Genomic DNA, 21999 nt, shown 5'->3' with positions numbered 1-21999 from the left:
ACCCCGGACGCCCGCGGGACGGCGCCCACGTCGTCAGGGGTAGACGGTCACGGGCGTCGACGCCGGGAACGGTGAGGTCACCGGCCAGGCGGCGATGGCCGCGGGTGCCGAGAAGCTGACGCCCGCCCGCAGGCCGTTGGCGTCCTCGAGCCGGACGGCGTCGCCCGGGCCCACGTCGATGCCGACCGTCGACCCACCGGCCACCTCGACGTCCCGCTCGTCGCCGTCACCCACGGTGACCTTGGCCGTCACGGCGTCCTGATCCGGATTGGCGAGCCAGAGGCGTCCGCCCTCACCGTCGGGCACGACGGCCCCGGTGTCACCCGAGAGGCGCGGCGACGAGGCGGCCCAGCTGAGGTCCACGCCCCCCGCGTCGGCGGCGACGGCGGAGGTCCGGGCGGCCACGGCCACGGCCGTGGACGACCGCACGGTGGCGGTGTAGACGCCGTCCTCGAGCCCGTCGATGGGCACGTCGGTGACGCGTCCGCCCTCGACCCGGGTCTCGAACGTGGTGCCGGTGCCGTCGTCGGTGGCCAACGAGACGCTCAACTGCGCGGCGTCCTGGCCCGGGACGAGGACGCGCAGCACGGACTGGAGGTCGGAGGACGACGGGTCGGCCAGCGCACCCTCGAGGTTCGCCGAGTCGCGGACGACGATCCCCGTGACGACCGACTCGCGGGAGGGCGCGGCGGACCCGGTCACGATGTCCACGCCCCCGGGTTCGAGGGTCCGGACGACGCTCTGCTGGAGGGTGGCGACGATCTGCCCACCTCGACTCGTCACGTGGACGGCCGGCGAGACGAGTCCGGTGGCGAAGCCCGAGAGCGGCACCACCTTCTGGCTGCGGGGGGCGACCACGATCCCGTCGATTCCGGGGCCCTGCACCTCGCCGGTCTCGGACCGGATGTCGAGGTCGACGGTGGCGTTCACGTCGCTGGGGTTCACGAGGCTGATCAGCGAGACGCGCCCCGTCTCGGTCGAGCCGCCGATCAGCCACGTCGAGCTCGTGGGCTCGGTGCAGGGCGCCGAGGCGAAGCCGCGCAGGTCGCCCTCGTCGACCGACTGGCTCTGGGCCGCCGCGACGAGGGGCACGTCGGAACCCTCGACGGGCGCGGTGACCACGGACGGCCGCGAGTCACCGCCGTCGGCACCGGCGAGCTCGTCCACGTCGACGTCGCCCTCGCTCGACTGCCGGGCGACGGCGGCTCGACCGACCGAACTCGCGGTCGTGGCCTGCTGACCCTCGGCGTCCGAGAGCTGCAGCAGCGCCCCGGTGCAGACCCGTTGCTGGTCGACGGGCACCGGGGTCACGAGCTGACCCGCCGGCACCGTCTCGAACGACGGCAGGTGCACGACGGCGGCACCCCCGACGACCGCGGCGGCGACGGCGAGGCCGACGACGCCGACCGCCACGCGTCCCGTCGTGGAGAAGACCGATCGCTTATTCATCTCGCTCCTCGTCGAAGGTCGTGGCGGGCTGCTCGGCCTCGGGCGTCCCGGCCCGGGATCGACGTCGTCGCGGCGACGTCGGGATGGCGAGCAGAAGGGCGGAGCCGAAGACGAGTCCCCAGCTGATCAAGACGATCGGACGCAGCGGCCCGGCAGCCGGACGCGCGTCGCGCTCGTCCTGTGCCTCCACGTAGCGCCAGAGGAGGCCGTTGGACGTGTCGCCGACGGGCAGGAAGTCGGCGTCGGCGTCGAGCGCCTCGCCCGCGCGCTGGCCGAGACGGTCGGCGTCACCGTCGTCGTCGGTGGCCGTCAACAGCACGAACCCGACGCCGAGTCGACGCAGGTCGTCGGTCGGGTCGAAACCGCTGCGACTGACGAGGTTCCCGGCCAGGACGGTGAGGTCCTCGTTGACCGAGGTGAGGCGCTGGGCGGTCGAGTCGAGCGTCGACTGGTCGTCGAGCGTCGCTCCCTGCCCGTGTTCGAGCGACACGGCGAGCGAGCCGTCCGGCTGGGGTGTGAGGACCAACGTCCCGACGTCGGGCGTCGCCTCGGCCTCGGCCGTGACGTAGGCCGACAGGATGCGGCCCGAGCTCGGGCGGACGTCGGCCACGGGACCGAACGAGGCGACGACGGTGGGGGCCGCGGCCGCCAGCGCGAGAACGGCGACCAGGGCACCGGCCGGTGGGGCGACCCTCGGCAGCCGGTCGAGGGTGACGGCCGCGGCGCCGACGAGTCCCAGCAGGTACAGGCTCAGTCCGCTGCCGGCCCAGATCGTGGTCGTCTCGCTGCCGACGCCCGTGATCGACACGTGGGTCGCGGCGACGGCGGTGAGGTAGCCGAGCAGGGCGAGTGCGAGGGCGGGGACCGCACGGCGCTGCGAGCCGACGAACGGTGAGGCCACGGCGAGCAGCGCCAACGGGGCGATCGCGACGGCGACCAGCACGGCGAGCGTGGCGGACGAGAAGCCCGTTCCGGCGATCAGGGCCGTCCAGCCGTTGAGACCCGTCTCGGGCGACGTGAGCAGCAGCTGCAGCGGCGACGCCGGGTCCGACCTCGTGGGCACCCCGGGGTCGGCGAACACGGCCCACCAGGTGCCCCGTTGCAGCTGCGTGACAACGAGCGGCGCGAAGAGGGCCACCGCGGGCAGGGGCACCGCGACGAGGCGATGGGTGCCGCGCGGGCGGCTGACGATCGATCCGAGCCAGCCGACGAGCAGGGCCGGGACGAGCGACGGTGCGGCGGCGGCGACGACGGCGAACAGCAAGGAGGCGGTGGCCCCGGCCGTCCACGACCTCGCGGCCCCGATCATGGCCCAGACCAGGAACGGCAGCGCCACGTGCGCGAGGACGGCACCCAGGTGGCCGGACTGGAGCCCCGAGAGCAGCGGTGACGAGAGCGCGTAGAGAGCGGCGGCGACGGCGGGCACCCAGCTCCGGCGGGTGACGCGGCGGGTGGCGAACCAGGCCCCGAGCGCGGAGAGCGGCAGGGCCACGACGTAGACCCCCACGACCACGGTCGACGGCGACCAGGGCGTCAGGCTGCCGAGGACGGCGACGAGAGCGGCGAACGGGTCGGAGGGCCCGAGGAACCCGGTGCCGATCTCGCGCCAGCCGTAGCCGACCGACGACCACAGCTGACCCACGGAGGTGCTGAGCGGCAGGAGCCCGCCACCCGTCACGGCCGGGTTGCCGAGCAGCGGCAGGAACGCGACCACGCCCACGACGGCGGCGACCAGGACGACCCAGAGACCGCCCGAGTGGACGAAGCTGGCCCGCGGATCGGGCGCGTCCTCCACGACGGCGACCTGGGCGTCCCGCTCGGTGACGCGTCGTTCTCGCAACAGTGCGCGCGACGCCCGCAGGGGCTCGACCGAGCTCCAACCGACGCTCTTGGTCCGGGCGAGGGCCCGGCGGGCGGCCCGCACGTGCGAGCCGCCGAAGGCAGCCCGGAACGCGGTGGCGAACTCGCCCACCACGGCTCCGGGGTTCTTGGTGAGGAGGTGCCACACGCTGCGCACGACCGCCAGCGGCACGAGGCTGAGCCAGTGCAGCGGCAAGAGGACGGCTGCCGAGTAGACGAGGCGCCGGTGCAGTTGGGCCGCGCGGTGGAGGCGCGCTCGACGCGCGTGACCGACGGGTCCGTGGCCGAACTCTTCGGGCGGTCCGGCGCTGTCGACCTTCGCATCGGGCACCAGCACCACGCGATGACCGGCGAGACGGGCACGGATCGAGAAGTCGAGCGCTGCGTCGACGTGCGGCAGCGCGGGATCGAAGCCGCCCAGCGCGGTCCAGACGGTGCGACGGACGAGCATGCCGCCCGCCGCGACGCCGAGCACGTCGTCGGTGACGTCGTGCTGGCCCTGGTCGAGCTCGTTCTCGACGCGGGCGAGCGACGCGCCGTACCGGGTGACGGTCTCGCCGAACTCGGCGATGACGCCGGGCTGGCCCCATCGCATCAACTTGGGCCCCGCGACTGCCACGGACGGCGACACCTCGACGGTCGTCATGAGGTGCTCGAGCGCCTCGGGTGCGGGCGCGTTGTCGTGGCCGAGCAGCCAGACCCATTCGTCGGGGTCGCCGTCGCCCGGGTCGGAGAGCCGGACGCCGTGCGCGGCAGCGGCGCCGAACGTCTTGGCATCGGGCAGCGAGGCAAGCTGGGCGGCGCCGCTGAGCGAGAGCCGGCCCGCGGCCGAGTCCTTGCCGCCGGTGTCGACCACCACCAGCGCCTCGGGGGGCCGCGTCTGACGCGACAGCCCGTCGAGGGTTCGGTCGAGGTAGGTCGCTCCACCAGGGGCGACGAGGATCGCTGTGACTCTCGGCTGCATGACTCGTGCAGCCTAGGTCGCACCGACGCGGGCACCGGCTCGGCGCGCCGACGCGACGAGCGAGACGTGGCGACCCGCGCCTCCTGGTCCTCTCGACCCCGGCCCGGGACGACGGAACGGCACCGACCCGGAGGGGTCGATGCCGTCGAGAGCCGAGGAGGCGCGGGTCAGGCCCGCTTGCGGAGCTTGCGACGCTCGCGCTCGGACAGCCCGCCCCAGATGCCGAATCGCTCGTCGTTCTGCAGGGCGTACTCGAGGCACTGGGCCCGGACGTCGCAGGAGGCGCAGATCTTCTTGGCGTCCCGCGTGGAGCCGCCCTTCTCGGGGAAGAAGGCCTCGGGGTCGGTCTGGGCGCAGAGCGAGTCCGCCTGCCAGGCCAGCTGGTTCTCGTCGTCGGCGACGGTGGTTCGCGACGCCGACGATCCGACGCCGGGGACGCCCAGCTGGATCGGGTCGACGTGCCAGTCGTCCGGGACGCCGGCGCGGTTCTCGTGGATGCCCACAGCGCATCTCCCCTCGTGTCGATCGCCCGTGAATGTACGCGACAAGGTAATTACACCGGTGTCATTACCCATCCGTCAAGTCGAGGGCCAATAAACCCTCCACCCCCCGATCAGGGGCAAGGGGGCCCCGGCGTGTCGGGGGACGTTTCGGCAGGAACGGGTGATGTCGTGCGCGGAGTCGTGCGTCAGCCGCGAGGCGCGGCCTGCCAGGCGCTCGTGACCATCTCGAGCAGCGTGTGCCGCATCTCCCAGTCGAGGTCGCGCGCGGCCAGGCTGCCGTCCGCGACGATGCGGTCGGGGTCGCCGGGGCGACGCGGAGCGATCTCGGGGGTGAAGTCGATGCCGGTGCCCTCGCGCATCGCGGCCATGATCTCGGCGACGGAGACTCCCCCGCCCGAACCGAGGTTGTAGGCGGGCTCGACGGGCGCGCCGGCGTCCAGTCGCCGAGCTGCGGCGACGTGCGAGACCGCCAGGTCGGCGACGTGGACGTAGTCCCGGACGCAGGTGCCGTCGGGGGTGTCGTAGTCGTCGCCGTTGATCCGCGGGACGCGTCCCTCGGCGAGAGCCGCGAACACGAGCGGGAAGAGGTTGTGCGGGCTGGCGTCCCAGAGGTCGGGTCGGCCCGAGCCCACGACGTTGAAGTAGCGCAGGCTCGTGTGGCGCAGCCCCTCGGCGACGGCCTGGTCGCGCAGCAGCCACTCGCCGATCAGCTTGCTCTCGCCGTACGGGGACGCGGGTGCCTTGGGCGTGTCCTCGGTGACGAGTTCGGTCGGCGGCGTGCCGTAGACGGCAGCGCTCGACGAGAACACGATGCGGTCGACGCCGCGGCTCGACATGGCCTCGAGGAGGCGGGCCGTCCCGGTGACGTTCTGGTCGTAGGTGTGCAGCGGACGCTGGACCGAGACCCCGGCGTACTTGTATCCCGCGACGTGGACGACGCCCGTGACGCCGTGACGGTCGATGGTCTGCTCGATCAGCTCGCGGTCGAGGATCGAGCCCCGGACGAACGGAACGCCGGCGGGCACGAACCCCTCGAGGCCTGACGAGAGGTCGTCGAGCACCACCGCGTCGATGCCCGCCCCCGTGAACTCGCGGACGACGTGAGAACCGATGTACCCGGCACCGCCGGTGACCAACCATGACATGGGGCCAACCTACCGGGTGCCCGACGGGTGGTGGCCCGCCCGGCACGGGCCGCGCGGGGCGGTCGGCGGCCCCGCCCCCGACTCAGGCCGGCATGGCCACGTACGCGGTCCCGTCGCCGGTCATCGCGAGCCGGACCTCGTCGGGCGTCACGAACGCGGACTCACCACGGCCGAGCCGGATGGTGCCGTCCTGCCCCTTGACGTGGACCTCGCCGTCCGTGACCAGGACGATGCTCGGCCCGCCGATCTCGACGACGGCCCCGGGTCCCGAGGCGTCGACCCGCAACAGGGCGAAGGCCGTGCCGCCGGGGGCGAAGCGCTCGACCCCACGGGCGACCGGGACGGGCTCGAGGCGAGGCACCGGCAGGGGTTCGAAGTCGAGGACCTTCAGCAGTTCGGGTACGTCGACGTGCTTCGGCGTCAACCCGCCACGCAGAACGTTGTCGGACGGGGCCATGAGCTCGACGCCGAAGCCACCCAGGTAGGCGTGCACGTTGCCGGCGGGCAGGAACAGGGCCTCGCCGGCCCGCAGCGTCACCCGGTTGAGCAACAGCGAGAGCACGACGCCGGGGTCGCCCGGGTAGCGCTCGGCCAGGTCGACGACCGTCGCGACGCTGGCGCCCTCGGCCCGGTGGGCGGCGGCGAGCTCGCTGACCGCGGCGATGGTCGCGGCCGACTCGTCGTCGGCCCGGAAGAGGAACGCGAGGGTCGAGCGGAGGGACTCGCCCAGGTGGTGACGGAGCCGGTCGAGGCGCCCCGAGCCGTCGTCGAGCAGGTCGACGTCGGCCAGGGTCTCGGTCGGCTCGCGGAACCCGCAGAGGGCGTCGAAGGTGTCGCTCAGGGCCACGATGATCTCGGGCTTGGCGGAGGAGTCCTTGTAGTTGCGCTCGGGGGCGTCGAGCGGGACGCCGGCGGCGTCCTCGCGAGCGAACCCCTCGCGGGCCTGCTCGGGGGTCGGGTGCGCCTGGATCGACAGCGGTCCGTCGGCCGCGAGCAGCTTGAGCAGGAACGGCAGGTGGTCCCGGTCGCGACCGAGGGCCCGGCCCGGCTCCGCGGCGAACCAGTCGGCGAGGGTGTCGGCACCGCCCACCACCGCCGGGGCCACCACGACGCTCGGCGAACCCGGGTGCGCGCCCAGCCAGAGCTCGGCCTCGGGGCGGCCGCTCGGTCGACGACCGAGCAGGTCGGCGATGGCCGTCGTCGAACCCCAGGCGTAGTCGCGGGGCGTGTTGGTGATGGCGAGGAACATGGCTTTACCTGCTTGTCGAGGTCGTGCTTGGTCGCCCCCTACAAAGCCGTACGGTCGACGACGCCGGGGCGTTGACCAAAGCTACCAATCCCTTGGTCACGGCCGGAGCGCTGCCTAGGCTCCTGTCGTCCCGACACGAAGCAATGGAGCACGGATGTCATCAGCGACCCTCACCTCGTTCACCTCTCTCGTCAGCGACTTCTACGGCTACGAAGACCTGCTCTCCGACCGCGAGAAGGGTGTGCTGGCCGACCTGCGCCACTACCTCGAGACCGAGGTCAAGCCTGGCGTGAACCGCCACTGGGCGGACGCGACCTTCCCGCACGAGATCGTCAAGGGCCTCGCCGGCCTCGGCCTGTTCGGCATGCCGTGGGAAGAGACGCGCCCGTTCGAGAACTCCGCCGTCTTCCGCGGCTGGGTCGCCCTCGAGCTCGCCCGTGTCGACGCGTCCGTCGCGACCTTCGTCGGCGTGCAGAACGGCCTCGCCATGGGCTCGATCGGCGTCGGTGGTTCGCCCGAGCAGCGTGCCGAGTGGCTGCCCCGCATGGCGAGCGGCGACCTGGTGGGCGCCTTCGGCCTGACCGAGCCGTTGTCGGGGTCCGACTCGGCCCAGGGCCTCCGCACGATCGCCACGCGTGACGGCGACGACTGGGTGCTGAACGGCTCCAAGCGGTGGATCGGCAACGCCACGTTCAGCGACATCACGATCATCTGGGCCAAGAGCGCCGAGGACGGCCAGGTCAAGGGCTTCATCGTCCCCACCGACACCGCGGGCTACACGGCGACCAAGATCGAGGACAAGCAGAGCCTCCGCATCGTCCAGAACGCCGACATCACCCTCGAGGACGTCCGCGTGCCCGAGCGCAACCGGCTTCAGCAGGCCGACTCGTTCCGCAGCACGGCGGCCGTGCTGCGCCTCACCCGGGCCGAGGTCGCCTGGGCGGCCGTTGGCAACTCCATCGGCGCGTACGAGGCCGCCCTGGCGTACGCCAACGAGCGCGTGCAGTTCGGCAAGCCGATCGCCAAGCACCAGCTGATCCAGGACCTGCTGGTCAAGTGCATCGGCAACATCACCGCGTCGATCGGCATGGTGGTGCGCTGCTCTCAGATGCTCGACGAGGGCACCCAGCGCGACGAGCACGCCTCGCTCGCCAAGGCATTCACCACGGCGCGCATGCGCGAGACGGTCGGGTACGCCCGCGAGGTCATGGGCGGGAACGGCATCGTGCTGGACTACGACGTGGCCCGGTTCTTCGCCGACGCCGAGGCGCTCTACAGCTACGAGGGCACCCGCGAGATGAACACCCTCATCGTGGGCCGCAGCATCACTGGCCAGGCAGCCTTCGTCTGATCCGACGGGCGGGGTGGCCCCCGGTCGCCCCGCCGCGCCTCCCCCGTCGTCTAGCCTGGTGCCCATGACCTCGACGCTGCCCGCGCGCCCCGCCCGAACGGCGCCGGCACGCGGAGCCACGACGTTCGCGACGCTCGCGTTCCTCGTGCTCTTCGGCGGCGACGTCCTGCGCAACGGCACCGGCTGGTGGGGCTGGGGGGCGACCTGCGTCGCGATGGTGGTCGCGGCGGTCGTCCTCGTCGTGCGGCACCCACCTCGGGTGCGGACCCTCCCGCGCCTCCTCGTCCTCTTCCTGGTCTTCGCCGTCGCCTCGATCGCGTGGTCCCAGTACCCGGCCGGGTCGGCGATCGGCATCGTCCTCACGTTGATGACGAGCGTGGGCGCCCTGGCGATCACCGTCGTCGCCCCGTGGCCGGCCATCGTGGCCGCTCTCGGACGAGCGCTACGCATCCACGTCGTGGCCTCCCTGCTGTTCGAGGTCGTCGTCGGGCTGTTCGTCCGGCAGCCGGTCTGCCCGGTCTACCTGGACTGCACGGGGCGGCCGGCGGCGTGGTTCTGGTCGCGCGACGTGTTGTTCGAGGGCGGACGCATCCAGGGACTGCAGGGCAACAGCAACATCCTGGCGATCATCGCCTTGCTCGCCCTCATCGTCACGGCCGTCCAGGCGGCGGACCGGTCGATCACCCGCGGCTCGACGGTCGTCGGGCTCGCCGCCGCGCTGCTGGCGCTCGCGCTGACCCGGTCGGCGACGGTCGCGGTGGTCGCGGTCGCCGTCGGCCTCGTCCTGCTGCTGGTGCTGGCGACCCGCCGTCGCGAGCCCGGTCGCCGCGCCCCCGTCTTCGGTGCGGCAGCGTTCGTCGTCGTCGTGGGTGTCGCCGTCGCCGTGTTCGCCCGCGGCCCCCTCCTCGCGGTGCTCGGCAAGAGCGGCGACCTGACGGGCCGCACCGACATCTGGTCGGCCGTCTACGACCTCGGCGTCCAACACCCCGTCGTGGGCTGGGGTTGGGTCAGCTACTGGTTCCCGTTCGTCGAACCGTTCAGCGACCTCGCCGAGCGCAACGGCGTCGTGTACCTGCAGGCGCACGACGCGTACCTCGACGTCTGGTTCCAGCTGGGCTGGATCGGCCTCGCGTTGTTCGGGCTCACGATCGTCGGCGTCGTCCTGAGATCGTGGTGGTGGGCCGTCGACCGGCGCATGCTCTCGCGCGAGGTCGCGGCCCCGTGGTCGGCCCTCGACCTCCTGCCGCTGCTGCTCGTGACGGCTCTGCTCGTCCACGGCGTGACCGAGTCCCGGCTGATCGTCGAGTGGGGCTGGGCCACGTTCGTGGTCGTCGTGCTCGTGACGCGCCGCGATCCCTTCGGCTGGACGGGCCACGACCGGTGACCTCCGGCCACGGCCACGGGTTCGACCACAGCCGCGATCCCCTGCGCCGGTACCTCTCGGCCTGGATCGGTTTCTCGGCCGGCGGGCACTTCTCGCAGGCCCTCTCGGTCGCCATCGTGCTCTACGCGTTCTCGACCCAGACGGTCCGGGCCTTGATGGGGTGGCCGGGCTCGCTGGCCGTCCTCGGCACCCTCGTCGTCCTCGCGGCCCTCTCCCTCGTCGGCGGTCGGCACCACATCGAGTGGCACGGCATCCTGCCCGTGTCACTGATCGCCCTCTTCGGGTTCATGGGCCTCAGCGTCTTCTGGAGCGACTACACCTGGGTCACCGTCGGCGGAGTCGCCTACGCCGTCGGGTTCGGCGCCCTGGGGCTCTACCTCGCCCTGGGACGCGACCTGGTCCAGGTCGTGCGGGCCTTCGGCGACGCGCTGCGCATCCTGCTCGTCGTCTCACTCTCCCTCGAGGTGCTGAGCGGGCTGCTCATCGACCAGCCGATCGCGTTCCTGGGCATCCAGGGCAACCTCGCCGCGGGCGGGCCCATCCAGGGCATCTCGGGCACCCGCAACTACCTGGGGTTCCTAGCGACGCTCGCCGTCATCACCTTCGCCGTCGAGTTCCTCACCCGGTCCGTCCCGCGACGTCAGGCCGTGGCCTCGGGCGTGCTCGCCCTCACGGCGCTCGGCTTCGCCCGCTCCCCCGCGACGGCGATCGCGGTCATCGTCCTCGTCGTGGCGGGCGTGGCGCTCGACGCGCTGCGGCGGGCCCCCGAGTCGAGACGGTCGCTCATGCAGTCGGTCTTCGCGGTGATCGTGGTGCTGGGGGGCGCGCTGGCCTATGCGGGCCGCTCGCGCCTCCTCGATGCCGTCGACGCCACGAACGACCTGTCGGTCCGGTCACTGCTCTGGGCTCGCATCCGCGAACTGGCCGCGGTACACGACATCGTCGGCTGGGGCTTCGTCGGGCAGTGGCCGACCGAGATCTTCCCCTACTCGACGATCATCGCCCCGAACGGCCGGCCACACGAGACCGGCCTGAACGCGTTCTTCGACATCTGGTTGCAACTGGGCCTCGTCGGGGGCCTGCTGCTCGTCGTGGCCGGCACCCTCGCGTTCGTGCGCAGCTGGATCACGGCCTCGGGCCACCCGATCGTGGCCTACGTCTGGCCGGCTCTCGTGCTGGTGCTGATCGGGGTGACGGCCGTCGCCGAGAGCTTCGTGCTCTTCGAGGGCACCCTCATGACCTTCGTCGCCATCGCGACGATCGCGGCCCGCAAGCGGTCCTGGCGCTCACGGCTGCCGCAGGCGGCCGGCCGGTAGGAGGCGCGGGTCGGGTCGGTCACCCCGACGCCGACCGCGAACGGCTCCGGTGCCCCGGTCGGGGTCAGTCCTCGACGACCCAGCGGGGCCCGGGGCGCTTGCCCAGCAGGGTCTGCAGGCGGCGCTGGACACCCCACTTCGTCACCCGGAGCATGGCCTCGACGACGATGGCCTGGCTCATCTTGGACTCGCCGAGCTCGCGTTCGCGGAACTCGATGGGTACCTCGACGACCCGGCCGCCGGCGTCGAGGACGCGGAGCGTCATGTCGACCTGGAAGCAGTAGCCCTTCGAGTCGATGCCGGTGAGGTCCATCGCCTCGAGGGCCTGGCGGGTGTAGGCGCGGAACCCGGCCGTGACGTCCTTGAGCTGGAGTCCGAGGGCGAGACGCGCGTAGAGGTTGCCGCCGCGGCTGAGGACCTGGCGGGAGACCGGCCAGTTGACGACCGAACCACCCGGGATCCACCGCGAGCCGATCGCGAGGCTCGGGGCGGACGTACCGGCCGCGCTGACGAGCGAGATCATCTCGGGCAGCTTCTCGGGCGGGTGCGAACCGTCGGCGTCCATCTCGATGACGACGTCGTAATCGCGCTCGAGGCCCCAGCCGAAGCCCATGACGTAGGCGGAGCCGAGCCCGAGCTTGCCGGTGCGGTGTGCCACGTGGATGCGCTCGTCGTCCGCGGCCATCGTCTCGGCGAGCTCGCCGGTGCCGTCCGGGCTGCCGTCGTCGACCACGAGGACGTGGACCTCGGGAACGGCGGCGAAGAGTCGACCCAGGATGATCGGGAGGTTCTCGACCTCGTCGTAGGTGGGGAGGACGACGAGGGCGCCGGCGCCGGAGTGGTGACTCATTCTTGCCTTTCTGGTGACAACGCGTTCAGCCTAGACGGCACGGAGACCGTTCCGGCGACGACCGTGATGATGCGGCTACCGGCCGAAGCCGTCGCCGTCGAGGTCGGAACAGGCGACGTCGAGGCCCCACCCGGCCGGTGCCGAGGCGACGCGCACGACCCCTTCCGGGTTCGCCTCGCAGGCCACCCTGGCCGTCGCCACCGAGGCGGCCCAGTCGGGTCCCGAGATGCGAGTGTAGGAATAGGGCTCGAACTGTCGCGTCAGAGCCACGACCAAGAGCACCACCAGGAGCACCGCTCCGCCTCGGGAGACGAGGTATCTCGACGCCGCGAGTCGGTCGATGCCCGTCGCGAGCAGCGCGATGAGGAACATCGACGGCACCAGGGCATAGCGTACGTACCCCATGTCGCGGGTCAGCCCCATGCCTCGACTGACGAAATCGATCGTCACGGTCGGGTTCGCGTAGACATCGGTCACCCAGACCGCCACGACGCCGTACACGAGCACGGCGATCAGGAGGTTCCGGGCGCCTCCCCGACGCGCGAGACCGGCACCCAGGGCGATGACGAACGGGGCCGTGGCGGCGAGGGCCACCGCTACCCCGTGCGGCCCGGTCAGGAGGTCGGCGGCGCGTCCCGGTGAGACCCAGGAACCCATCACGGGCTCCGCGACGAAGCCGAAGGCCGCGTTGACGACTTCGGGGAGGGGTGCGTCCCCGCGGACGCGTGGACTCGCCACGACGGAGGCGAGTTGGGCGACGCACGCCAGGACGAGGGCAGCGGCTCCCGATCGGGTCACGCGCCGGAGCACCACGAGGAGCACCAGCGGCAGGAAGATGACCGACTGCACCTCGCTCAGCACGACGACGACGATCACGATCACCTGGACGACGTGCCCGGGCATCCGACGCGGCCTCCAGATGACTGCGAACGGCAGCAGGTAGAGGAGGAACCAGTGCAGGTTGGCCGCGTTGCCCAGGGCCTCGAGGGCAGCCATCGGCGCCAGCACGGGAACGAGTGCGAGGGCAGCCCGCATGACCCTGCTCGTGACGAAGGACGCGCTGAAGAGGAAGACCAGAGCAGCGACGAGACCGACGACGGTGAGGCTCGCGATCGTCATGCCGAGCGCGAACTGGTCCTCGTCGGTCGCGACGGCCACGACGAGGTCCACGACGATCCGCGGAACGAGGTGGAGATATCCGTCGTAAGGCAAGAGGAGCGTGGCGAAGGGTCCCCGATCCAGGCGCTGGACGAGGAAGAGCCCGGCGTCCTCGGCCCATGCCGTCCGCCTGACGAGGGGCGTCAACCTGTTCCAGCCGAGGACCACGGTGACGACGACGAGGCACGCCGCGACGGTCCGATCGAGCCACGCCGTCCTCGCCGGGACGTTCGGGGCCGCGTCATCGTCGAGAGACTCACCGGGGTAGCTCGCGGCGTCAGGCACGGGGATCGTCATGCGGCGCTTCCGATTGCGACGAACTGGCGTCTGGTGGGCTCTGGTCGACCGTCCCGACGACTCTAGACCGCAGAACGCGACGCCCGAACCCTGGCGTCCCCGGCTGCAGGCGGGGGCATTGCTATCATCGAGTCCATGTCATCGGCCCTGGCGCAGACTCTCATCGTCATGCCCGCGTACAACGAGGAGGCCGTCGTGGCCTCGGTGGTGGCCGAGGTGTTCGAGAAACTCCCCGGCGTGGCCGTGCTCGTCGTCAACGACGGCTCACGCGACGAGACCGTCCTCCGGGCGCGGTCGGCCGGCGCCATCGTGCTCGACCTGCCGTTCAACCTCGGGGTCGGCGGCGCGATGCGCACCGGCTTCAAGTACGCCCAGCAGCACGGGTACCGCTACGTCGTCCAGGTCGACTCCGACGGTCAGCACGATCCGTCCGGAGTCCCGTCGATCCTCGCAGCCCTCGAGACCGTCGACGTCGCCATCGGTGCACGATTCGCCGGCGAGGGCGACTACGAGGTCAAGGGGCCCCGCAGGTGGGCGATGGTCGTCCTGGCGTCGGTGATCGGCCGCATCGCCCGCACTCCCCTGACCGACACGACGTCGGGCTTCCGAGGCGCAGGACCGCGAGCCATCGCGATCTTCGCCCAGCACTACCCCGCCGAGTACCTGGGCGACACCGTCGAGTCGCTCGTCCTCGCGGCACGGGCGGGGTGCACGATCACGCAGGTCCCCGTGTCCATGCGTCCGCGGGCGGGCGGCACCCCGTCCCACAACCCCGCCAAGGCGGCCGTCTACCTCGGCCGTGCCGCCCTCGCCCTCGTCATCGCGTTGTGGCGTCCGCCCTTGGCCCTGAGCATCGAGGCACCCACCGCATGAGCGTCACCACCTACGTCTTCGGCATCGTCTCCGCGATCCTCGTCCTCGTCATCGTCTTCGAGATGCTCCGACGGCGACGGGTGCGCGAGCGGCACGCTCTCTGGTGGATCTTCGCCGGGGTCCTGGCCCTGGTCGTCGCCGTCTTCCCGGGCATCCTGACCGGAACGGCCACCGCCCTCGGCATCACGGCGCCGACCAACCTCGGCTTCTTCCTCAGCACGATCATCCTCTTCCTCGTGTCGGTTCAGAGCAGCGCAGAACTCACCGTCCTCGAGGAGAAGACGCGCACCCTCGCCGAGAACGTCGCGCTGCACGACGAACGTCTGGCACGACTCGAGGCGTCGACGCAGGCACCGATCCGGGACGTCGACGCGTGAGCGTCTCCCCGCGCGTCTCCGTCGTCATGCTGGCCTTCGGCGACGAGGCCTTCCTCGGCTCCGCCGTGGAGGCGGTGCTCGCCTCGGTCGGCGTCGACGTCGATCTGGTCCTGGTCGACAACGGATGCACCTCGGACGCCGTCCGGACGCTGCCGGGCGACCCGCGCCTCCTCGTGGTGACCCCCGAAGAGAACCTCGGTTTCGCCGGAGGGGTGAACCATGGTGCGCGGTCGGCCCGTGGCGACTGGCTGGCCCTCGTGAACAGCGACGCCGAAGTGGCACCAGACGCCCTCGCGCGACTCGTGACCGTCGCGTCACGCCCCGGGGTCGGCATCGCCAGCGGCAGCATCCGCCTTGCGAGCGACCCTTCCACCATGAACAGTGCCGGCAACCCCCTGCACGTCGTCGGCCTGAGCTGGGCGGGAGGCCTGGGAGAGCCCGCGTCGTCCCACGCCGTCGAGGCGGACGTCGCCTCGGCCTCCGGGGCCGGTCTCGTGTTGTCGCGTGACCTCTGGCAGCAACTCGGGGGCTTCGCCGACGAGTACTTCGCCTACCACGAGGACGTCGACCTGAGCTGGCGGACCTGGCAGGCAGGACTGCGCGTGGTCTACGTCCCCGACGCCGTGGTCGTGCACCACTACGAGTTCAGCCGCAACGCCCTCAAGATGTACCTGCTCGAGAAGAACCGCCAGGTCTTCCTTCGGACGGCCTACGGTCGTCGCCTTCGAGCCGCGACGTGGATTCCGGTGACGGCGCTCGACGTCGCGATGTCCGTCGTGGCCCGAGCGCAGGGTTGGTCGGCCGAGAAGCGCCGAGCCCACACCTGGCTCCGCGAGAACTCCGATTGGATCAGGGCTCGACGGGCACACATCCAGTCCACGCGTCGGGTCGGCGACCGCGACCTGCTCCACCTGTTGACGGCGAACCTCGACCAGCAGGTCTTTCCCCTCCCGCGGGGTGCCGGTGTACTCCAAGGCGCCATGCGCGCCTACTGGGCCGTCGCCAGGCGTCTCGTATGAGCGGGTCGGACACGACGGTCCTCGGACCGAACGCGAGCACGACGGGAGGCACGGACCGTTCCGGTCGACGTCGATCGTGGCCCGTCTTGCCGGTCTCGCCTCGTGTGGTCCGGTGGCTGGCGGTGGCGGTCCTCCTGATCGTCCTCGAACTCGTCACGTTCTCCGGTTGGCTCTCGGGCGCCACGGCTCCCCAATGGGACTTCTACAACCAGTACAACACCGAGGCCTGGGCCTGGTGGCGCGACGGCGGCCTGTTCTCGCCACCCCAGTGGATGCCCTACGCCTGGGGTGGCTACCCGGCACTGCTCGACGCGCAGAACAGCTCGTGGTATCTCCCCGTGGGCCTCCTCACGGCCGTCACCCCTCTGACCATCCACGCGTCGGCCGTCCTCTCGGCCCTCCACGTCGCCTTCGGAGCCCTGGGCGCGTTCGTCCTGCTGCGCTCCTTCCGGGTGTCCTTCGTCCCGGCCCTGCTGGGCCTCACCGTCTGGTTCTTCGCGGCCGGCTTCTACAGCAACGCCACCCACCTGGACATCAACCGGGCCTACGCGTGGATGCCCTGGATCATCCTGGTCATCGGTGGCTCGTGGCGGTGGGATCGGTGGTGGCGATGGATCGCGGCGGGCGTCATCCTCTGGCAGGGGTGCCTGTCGTCCTACCCCGGCATACTCGTCGCCATGGTGTACGTGGGCGCCGTCTACGTGGCCGTCACCCAGCTCACCCGTCGTCCACGACTCAAGGACTACCTCGTCCCCCTGGCGATCACGGCCGTGGGCGCCGGCGCCATGTGCCTGCTCCGGTTCCTCCCGCTGTACCTGACCAGGGGTGCGGGGTCCCCCTCGAACGACGACGCGAGCGCGTTCCCGCTGCGCATGGTGGGCGCCTTCTTGTATCCCTACGGGAACGACACCCTGCTGAACGACATCACGATGCGGTCGTTCTTCCTCGCGGCGCCGGTGTTCGCACTCCTTCCCTTCGTCGTCGTGTTGACACGTCGTGCGACGCCGTTCATCGCGCTGGCCGTCGCCGCAGCGGCTCTCGGCCTCCCGATCTGGCCCTGGCACGAGGCGGTTCGATCCCTGCCGGGCATGTCGCTGAGCCGATTCACCATGTCGGACTTCAAACCCTTGCTGCTCCTCGGGCTCGTGCTGGCCGCCGTGTCGGTGATCGACCGGTTGACGCAGCGTGGCAGCCCGGATGGTGCGCTGCCGACCCTTCCGAAACGGCGTGTGCTCGGCGCCGCGGCTCTCGGCGTGCTCGTCTGCGTCGTCTTCGCGGTCGTCGCCGTCGTGGGCGATTACGACCGGCTCGGATCCGTCACCCAACTGACGTTCCTCGCCGTCTCGGTGGTGGCCGTCTGGGGAATCGTGCTCCGGCCCCGCGCTGCCGGTGCTCTCGGGGTCGTCCTGATCGCCGTCGCTGCCGGATCAGGCCTCACCGCTGCCCTCGCGACCCCCCAGCCCTGGACATCCGACAGGGCAGCAGTCGAACAACTGTCCTTCGGGTCGAGCGTCTCCGACCTCATGGCCTCGTATCCGGCCATCGACCCGGACGCCGCTCAGAGGCCGGCGCGGTTGGCACCGGACGACGTCGCACAACCCGCGGAAGCCCTCTCGACCACCTGGGGACGCAGTTTCTACACGGGCGAGGCCGCCGTGATGGGCTACGTCAACCTCAAGGGAAGCGGCCCCTTCGAGCAGATCAACGACGACCTGTTCGACGGCGACGAGCGCCGAGAGGCACTCGCCTTCTGGTCAGCCCCGGGCGTGCTGATCCGTGAGTCCGACTCTCGGTTCCCCACGACCGGGCAGATGGACGCTTGTGCCGACTCAGGATCGTGTGGAACGGGTGTCGAGGTGACTCCGGACGGCTACTCGACGGGGTCCTTGCGGTACCGCGTGTCGACGTCGGACACCACGACCCTCGTCGCGAACGAGGCCTTCTACCCAGGGTGGAAGGCGAGCCTCTGCCCCAGCGACGCGGGAAAGGACTGCCAGGACCTCCCGGTCCGCGAGGCCGACAACGCCGGCCTGCGACTCGAGGTCCCGGCCGGCGACTGGACGCTCTCGCTCGACTACGGAATCCCGGGACAGACGGCATCCTTCGTCGCGTTCTGGGGCGGCCTCGGGCTGCTGCTCACCATGGCGGTCGGCGTCGAGGTCATCCGTCGACGGCGCCCCCTCGGCGCAGACCGAGTCGACTCCGGGGACAGAGCATGACCCCGACCCGATCCGAACACCTGCGCACCCTTCTCCGCTTCGGCCTGGTCGGTGGGGGGAACAGCCTGCTCCATGCCGGCGTCGTGCTCGGTCTCGGCGCGATGGCGGGAGGAACGCCGGGATGGTTTCTCGTCCTCGTCGGTTGGGTCATCTGCATCCCGATCGGCTACGTGACCCAGGCGCGGCTCGTGTGGCGACGCCCTCTGACCTGGACAGGTCTGATCAAGATCTCCATCAGCCAGGTTCCGAGCGCCACGGTGAGCACGGCTCTGGCCGGCGTCGGAGGCGCATTGGGGTTCCCGCTGATCGCGCAAGAGGGCATGGCCCTCGTGAGCGGCGCGGTAATCAGCTATGTCCTCCAGCGGTTCTGGGTCTTCCGCGCCCCGGTTGCCTGACGACGAAGAACCCCGGGGCTCGGTCAGGCACTGGTCACGGTCGCCCGTGATCACCCTCGCCGTGCGCCGACGAACTGAGCGAACATGTCTCGCCATGTCGCGCCGATCCCCACGGCGAGTGGGGTCTCCTCAGATGCGCGGAGCGCGACGGGTGACGGAACGAGGCGCAGGTCGTGAGTCTGCATCGACGTCAAGGGGGAAACGCCCTGGACGATCAACGGCTTGCTCCCGGCGACGGCGGCGACGCTGGTGATGACGGTGGCGACGGTGGTCGCCGACCCGCTCGCCAGAACGTGCAGTCCGGAGCGTGCCGACGACGACCGGTGCGCCCGGACGACGGCGAGGGCCATCCGAGCGGCGTCGTCCACGAAGACGTAGTCCCGGAGCGTGTCCAGAGGCACGAAGATCGACATCGGCCGCCGGTGGAGGGTACTGCGGCACAGGTGTGAGATCAGGCCCTGCTGCTTGTCGAGATCTTGACCGGGGCCGTAGATGTTCGAGAACCGGCCGACCACCGACGTGATCGATCCGTGCCCGTCCAGCGTGTCGAGGGCCGCCTCGAGTCGCAGTTTCGTCCGGCCGTACTCCCCGAGGGGAACGGCTGGTGACGCGTCCGAGAAGGGTGCACCGGTCGACCCGGCGAAGACCCCGCCCGCCGAGGACGCGAGGAAGACGACGCCGGCTCCTTTGTGCGGTACAGCGGCGAGCCGCGACAAGAATGCCTCGAACTGCGCGACCTCCTGGTCGGCAGCTGCGCGGTCCATGCCGTTGACCCCGGCACCCGCGCACCAGAAGACCGCCCACGGCCCGCTTCGCTCGGCCAGGGCCGAGGCGATCACTGAGAGGTCCTCCGTGGCGGCGACCGGAGAACCCCACCGGACCCGCGGTGCGTCGTCGAGCATGAAGTGCTCGCTCGCCCGGATCGCTCTGACGACGGCCGATCCGAGCAACCCTCGGGCTCCGACGACGACACTCCCGACCTGTGTCGCCGTCGTGCTCGACCCGACGGTCACCGTGCGGAGGTCGGACGGTCGGATGCCGCTTGTCGGCCGAGGGGCCCGGCGGCGATGTCGTTCAAGATGACGTATGCCGGGCGCCCCATGGCACTGTTCACGGCGACGCCGATGTACTCGGCCACGATGCCGAGGAAGAACAGCACGGCCCCGCTCGCCACGAGCAGGACGATCATCAAGGACGCCCATCCGGGCTCGACGATGAGGTCGAAGAGCCTCGCGATCAGGACGAAGACCGCGAAGACGGCGCCGACGAGGGCCAAGGCTGCGCCGACGATGCTGACGAGTCTCAACCCCTTGGTACCGGAGGTGAGGAACATGCGCCAGAAATGGGACAGGAGCTTGCGAGGAGAGTACCCGGAGCGCCTGCCCCCCTCTTCCCGCAACACGACGTCGCACTGGGCGACGCGTGCCGTGATCCATCCGAGTGCGACGTCGAGGTAGACACCCGTTCCCGCGTAGGCCGAGACTGCCCGCGCGACGTCCCCCAGAACCAGTCGATAGCTCTGGTAGACGGTCACGTTCGGGTCGCTCGACACGCCTGAGATGACCCTCTTCGAGAGCTTCGAGGCCATGTTGCGGAGCACTCCGTGGGGCGCGGCGTTGCGGGCCCTCGAGTACACGAGGGCGGCCTGCTGGCTCATCGCCGTGTCGAGCATGTCCGGGATGAACGCAGGATCGTGCTGACCGTCTTCGTCCAAGGTCACGACCCATTCACCGCCGGACGACGCCATGCCCGCAAGTGTCGCGGCGTGTTGTCCGTAGTTGCGGCTCAGCCAGACGGGTCGGACCTGAGGATACTTCGCGGCGAGTCGTCGGATTTCTCCGTCCGACCCGTCGGGACCGTTGTCGAAGACCAGGAGCACCTCGTCGACGACGTACGCGTGGCCCCCGCCCGAGATCTGGACGTCGAAGAAAGGCGCGAGCTCGTCGAGGACCCCTCCGAGTGTGGTGCGACCCTGGTAGACGGGCACCACCACAGACATCCGGTGAGGATGGATGGTCTCTTCGTTCCCCGAATTCACAGGACTCGACGGTAGCACAGGGCCGTCCCTCCGCCTCGTCCGGTCAATGCCCGGACGTGCCGTCGGGCGGCGTCGTGGCGAGGCTCTCCTGGACCGCCGCGGGCGCCGCAACTCGGCTTGCCAGGACGACGGCGGCAACGAGGTTGATGGTGGAGCCCACCAGGAAGCCGAGGCTGCCTGCCTGGACACCCCAGGTCGGCGCCGCCACAGCCATCGTGACCACGCCCATCACGAAACCGGAGACGGTCGTCAGCGCGACGGCGCGTGACCTGCCGGACGCGAGGAGGAAGGCGGCGGGCACCAGGCCGATCGAGAAGACGTAGACACCGACCATGAGGAAACGCAGCAGAGGGACGGCCTCGGCACCCTCGGCCGGATAGAAGAACGGCAGGTACCACGGCGCCGCCCAGGCGACCGCTCCGAAGACGATCGCCGCGACCGCCGCGAAACCGGCGAACAGCGCGAGGGGCCCGCGCTGGCGGAGGGTCGCTCCCCCGACGCGGTGCGCGAATGCCGGCACGACGATCTGGCTCACGGCCTGACCGAGCATGGATGCCGGTGTGGCCAGGGTGAACGCCGCCGCGTAGATGCCGGCTCGCGTTCCGGGCTCGACGACCTGGGCGGTGATCATGGCCAGTTGCAGCAACCCGTTCGTGGTCACACCCGCCAGGACGTTCCACCCCGCGAATGCGAGGGCGTCTCGGGTGACGTCCGGAGCGACCTGCATCCCGCCCTCACGCACCGGGATCGACCTGGGCCACGACGCCACCGTGAAGACGGTGTAGCCGATCGAGAGGGGCACGAGGACGAGACCACCCTGTCCACTCACCATCACGACGACAAGCAGTCCGAGACTGAGCGCGGCGGACAGCGTGTCCCAGAGGGCGACACGCGCAGTACGGTGCCTGCCCAGCTGCCCGCCCCGCGTGTAGGCGTACGTCCCGTAGCCGATCACGAGCCAGGCGCAAGAGAGCGCGACGGGGAGGGAGTTGCCGAGGGCGAGGGCGACCGGCACGGATGCCAGCGCCAGCACTGTGCCCGATCCGAGGACTGTGGCACCGAGAGCTCTATTGAGCCGCCGATCGTCGACCCGCCCCCTGAGCGCGAGCGCCAGGAACCTCGAGGCGGTGTTGCCCGCGGCGGTCGGCCACAGCAGCGCGGCGAAGATCGACAACGAGAGCAGGGTCGACGCGTGACCGAGCGCTTCGGTGCCGAAGGCCGCGCCGATCACGACGGTGTAGGCGAGACGGGACAGCCCCTGGACGCCGATTCCCCACGTCGACAGGGCGGCGGACAGCAGAACCGAGGTGGAAGGAGAGGAAGCATCAGCGGGAGACGTTCGATCCGGGCCACTCACGAGGGTCGAGCTTACGGGAGCGCTGGCACGGCGTGCGCCGGGAGCCGACGACGAGTCATTACCATCGACACGGCACAACGCCACGCATCGCGACCGAAAGTCCCCTCACACATGACCCACAGCGCCCCGACCGAAGCGCCCTCCACGGAGGTCCGACAGACGAATCCGCCTCCTGCGACACACCGACGAAATCCC

18 protein-coding genes are annotated in these 21999 nt (G+C 70.9%); 8 read left to right on the top strand and 10 right to left on the bottom strand.

Annotated elements, in window-relative coordinates; all coding sequences use genetic code 11:
- Window positions 1–33: 33 nt before the first annotated feature.
- The 5 genes from ASE87_RS02530 to manA all read right to left on the bottom strand — a co-directional run bounded on the left by ASE87_RS02530 (window position 34) and on the right by manA (window position 7170).
- A complete protein-coding gene (locus tag ASE87_RS02530; RefSeq protein ID WP_157489650.1) occupies window positions 34–1449 on the bottom strand; it encodes a DUF5719 family protein in 1416 nt (471 codons plus the stop codon).
- Window positions 1442–4273: a glycosyltransferase family 2 protein gene (locus ASE87_RS02525; RefSeq protein ID WP_043594328.1), complete on the bottom strand. Its 2832-nt coding sequence runs from the start codon at window positions 4271–4273 to the stop codon at window positions 1442–1444. The genes ASE87_RS02530 and ASE87_RS02525 overlap by 8 nt, the downstream gene beginning before the upstream one ends.
- Before the next feature lie 167 nt (window positions 4274–4440).
- On the bottom strand, window positions 4441–4776 hold the full coding sequence (locus ASE87_RS02520; protein ID WP_167599050.1) for a WhiB family transcriptional regulator: 336 nt from the start codon (window positions 4774–4776) through the stop codon (window positions 4441–4443).
- A 185-nt stretch (window positions 4777–4961) separates the two neighbouring features.
- Window positions 4962–5921 carry a UDP-glucose 4-epimerase GalE gene (galE, locus tag ASE87_RS02515; RefSeq protein WP_043594330.1) on the bottom strand — a complete coding sequence of 320 codons (960 nt, stop codon included), beginning with the start codon at window positions 5919–5921 and terminating at the stop codon, window positions 4962–4964.
- An 82-nt stretch (window positions 5922–6003) separates the two neighbouring features.
- Window positions 6004–7170: a mannose-6-phosphate isomerase, class I gene (gene manA / locus ASE87_RS02510; protein WP_056225686.1), complete on the bottom strand. Its 1167-nt coding sequence runs from the start codon at window positions 7168–7170 to the stop codon at window positions 6004–6006.
- 154 nt (window positions 7171–7324) lie between these two features.
- Here manA and ASE87_RS02505 point away from each other — a divergent pair, with 154 nt between their 5' ends.
- The 3 genes from ASE87_RS02505 to ASE87_RS02495 all read left to right on the top strand — a co-directional run bounded on the left by ASE87_RS02505 (window position 7325) and on the right by ASE87_RS02495 (window position 11221).
- Window positions 7325–8521: an acyl-CoA dehydrogenase family protein gene (locus ASE87_RS02505; RefSeq protein WP_056225683.1), complete on the top strand. Its 1197-nt coding sequence runs from the start codon at window positions 7325–7327 to the stop codon at window positions 8519–8521.
- Window positions 8522–8585: 64 nt separating this feature from the next.
- The gene (locus ASE87_RS02500) at window positions 8586–9905 is read left to right on the top strand and encodes an O-antigen ligase (RefSeq protein WP_056225679.1); all 1320 of its coding nucleotides are present in this window, start codon (window positions 8586–8588) and stop codon (window positions 9903–9905) included.
- Entirely contained in the window at window positions 9902–11221 is a 1320-nt protein-coding gene (locus tag ASE87_RS02495) for a hypothetical protein (protein WP_052505180.1), read from the top strand. Before ASE87_RS02500 ends, ASE87_RS02495 begins: the two co-directional genes overlap by 4 nt.
- Before the next feature lie 64 nt (window positions 11222–11285).
- Here the strand turns inward: ASE87_RS02495 and ASE87_RS02490 are convergent, their stop codons facing one another.
- Complete coding sequence (locus tag ASE87_RS02490) at window positions 11286–12071, bottom strand: polyprenol monophosphomannose synthase (RefSeq protein WP_056225677.1); 786 nt, start codon at window positions 12069–12071, stop codon at window positions 11286–11288.
- Between the two features lie 75 nt (window positions 12072–12146).
- A complete protein-coding gene (locus ASE87_RS02485) occupies window positions 12147–13526 on the bottom strand; it encodes a hypothetical protein (RefSeq protein WP_056225675.1) in 1380 nt (459 codons plus the stop codon).
- Window positions 13527–13661: 135 nt separating this feature from the next.
- Between ASE87_RS02485 and ASE87_RS02480 the strand changes: the two genes are divergently transcribed.
- From ASE87_RS02480 to ASE87_RS02460, 5 genes are all read left to right on the top strand, one after another.
- Window positions 13662–14399, top strand: coding sequence for a glycosyltransferase family 2 protein (locus ASE87_RS02480; RefSeq protein ID WP_043594340.1), 738 nt, complete (start codon window positions 13662–13664; stop codon window positions 14397–14399).
- On the top strand, window positions 14396–14776 hold the full coding sequence (locus ASE87_RS02475) for a DUF2304 domain-containing protein (protein WP_043594342.1): 381 nt from the start codon (window positions 14396–14398) through the stop codon (window positions 14774–14776). Before ASE87_RS02480 ends, ASE87_RS02475 begins: the two co-directional genes overlap by 4 nt.
- Window positions 14773–15795 carry a glycosyltransferase family 2 protein gene (locus tag ASE87_RS02470; protein ID WP_235472168.1) on the top strand — a complete coding sequence of 341 codons (1023 nt, stop codon included), beginning with the start codon at window positions 14773–14775 and terminating at the stop codon, window positions 15793–15795. Before ASE87_RS02475 ends, ASE87_RS02470 begins: the two co-directional genes overlap by 4 nt.
- 122 nt (window positions 15796–15917) lie before the next feature.
- Window positions 15918–18014: a hypothetical protein gene (locus ASE87_RS02465; protein ID WP_157489649.1), complete on the top strand. Its 2097-nt coding sequence runs from the start codon at window positions 15918–15920 to the stop codon at window positions 18012–18014.
- Window positions 18011–18409, top strand: a complete 399-nt coding sequence (locus tag ASE87_RS02460) for a GtrA family protein (RefSeq protein WP_043594346.1) — start codon at window positions 18011–18013, stop codon at window positions 18407–18409. The genes ASE87_RS02465 and ASE87_RS02460 overlap by 4 nt, the downstream gene beginning before the upstream one ends.
- A gap of 50 nt (window positions 18410–18459) precedes the next feature.
- On the opposite strand, the gene ASE87_RS02455 is transcribed toward ASE87_RS02460, so the two are convergent.
- The 3 genes from ASE87_RS02455 to ASE87_RS02445 form a co-directional block, all read right to left on the bottom strand.
- Complete coding sequence (locus ASE87_RS02455; protein ID WP_056225669.1) at window positions 18460–19422, bottom strand: NAD(P)-dependent oxidoreductase; 963 nt, start codon at window positions 19420–19422, stop codon at window positions 18460–18462.
- Window positions 19419–20408, bottom strand: a complete 990-nt coding sequence (locus tag ASE87_RS02450; RefSeq protein ID WP_043594348.1) for a glycosyltransferase — start codon at window positions 20406–20408, stop codon at window positions 19419–19421. The genes ASE87_RS02455 and ASE87_RS02450 overlap by 4 nt, the downstream gene beginning before the upstream one ends.
- Before the next feature lie 82 nt (window positions 20409–20490).
- Window positions 20491–21804, bottom strand: a complete 1314-nt coding sequence (locus ASE87_RS02445) for a lipopolysaccharide biosynthesis protein (protein ID WP_157489648.1) — start codon at window positions 21802–21804, stop codon at window positions 20491–20493.
- Between the last annotated feature and the right edge of the window lie 195 nt (window positions 21805–21999).

The sequence above is a fragment of the Frigoribacterium sp. Leaf44 genome (genome assembly GCF_001421865.1).
GTDB lineage: Bacteria > Actinomycetota > Actinomycetes > Actinomycetales > Microbacteriaceae > Frigoribacterium.
This window is presented reverse-complemented; position numbering and strand designations above follow the sequence as displayed.

Coding starts and splice junctions, on each gene's coding strand:
- ASE87_RS02450 (WP_043594348.1), bottom strand. CDS start 20,408: ATGTCTGTGGTGGTGCCCGTCTACCAGGGTCGCACCACACTCGGAGGG.
- ASE87_RS02530 (WP_157489650.1), bottom strand. CDS start 1,449: ATGAATAAGCGATCGGTCTTCTCCACGACGGGACGCGTGGCGGTCGGC.
- galE (WP_043594330.1), bottom strand. CDS start 5,921: ATGTCATGGTTGGTCACCGGCGGTGCCGGGTACATCGGTTCTCACGTC.
- ASE87_RS02505 (WP_056225683.1), top strand. CDS start 7,325: ATGTCATCAGCGACCCTCACCTCGTTCACCTCTCTCGTCAGCGACTTC.
- ASE87_RS02460 (WP_043594346.1), top strand. CDS start 18,011: ATGACCCCGACCCGATCCGAACACCTGCGCACCCTTCTCCGCTTCGGC.
- ASE87_RS02480 (WP_043594340.1), top strand. CDS start 13,662: ATGTCATCGGCCCTGGCGCAGACTCTCATCGTCATGCCCGCGTACAAC.
- ASE87_RS02490 (WP_056225677.1), bottom strand. CDS start 12,071: ATGAGTCACCACTCCGGCGCCGGCGCCCTCGTCGTCCTCCCCACCTAC.
- ASE87_RS02500 (WP_056225679.1), top strand. CDS start 8,586: ATGACCTCGACGCTGCCCGCGCGCCCCGCCCGAACGGCGCCGGCACGC.
- ASE87_RS02485 (WP_056225675.1), bottom strand. CDS start 13,526: ATGACGATCCCCGTGCCTGACGCCGCGAGCTACCCCGGTGAGTCTCTC.
- manA (WP_056225686.1), bottom strand. CDS start 7,170: ATGTTCCTCGCCATCACCAACACGCCCCGCGACTACGCCTGGGGTTCG.
- ASE87_RS02475 (WP_043594342.1), top strand. CDS start 14,396: ATGAGCGTCACCACCTACGTCTTCGGCATCGTCTCCGCGATCCTCGTC.
- ASE87_RS02525 (WP_043594328.1), bottom strand. CDS start 4,273: ATGCAGCCGAGAGTCACAGCGATCCTCGTCGCCCCTGGTGGAGCGACC.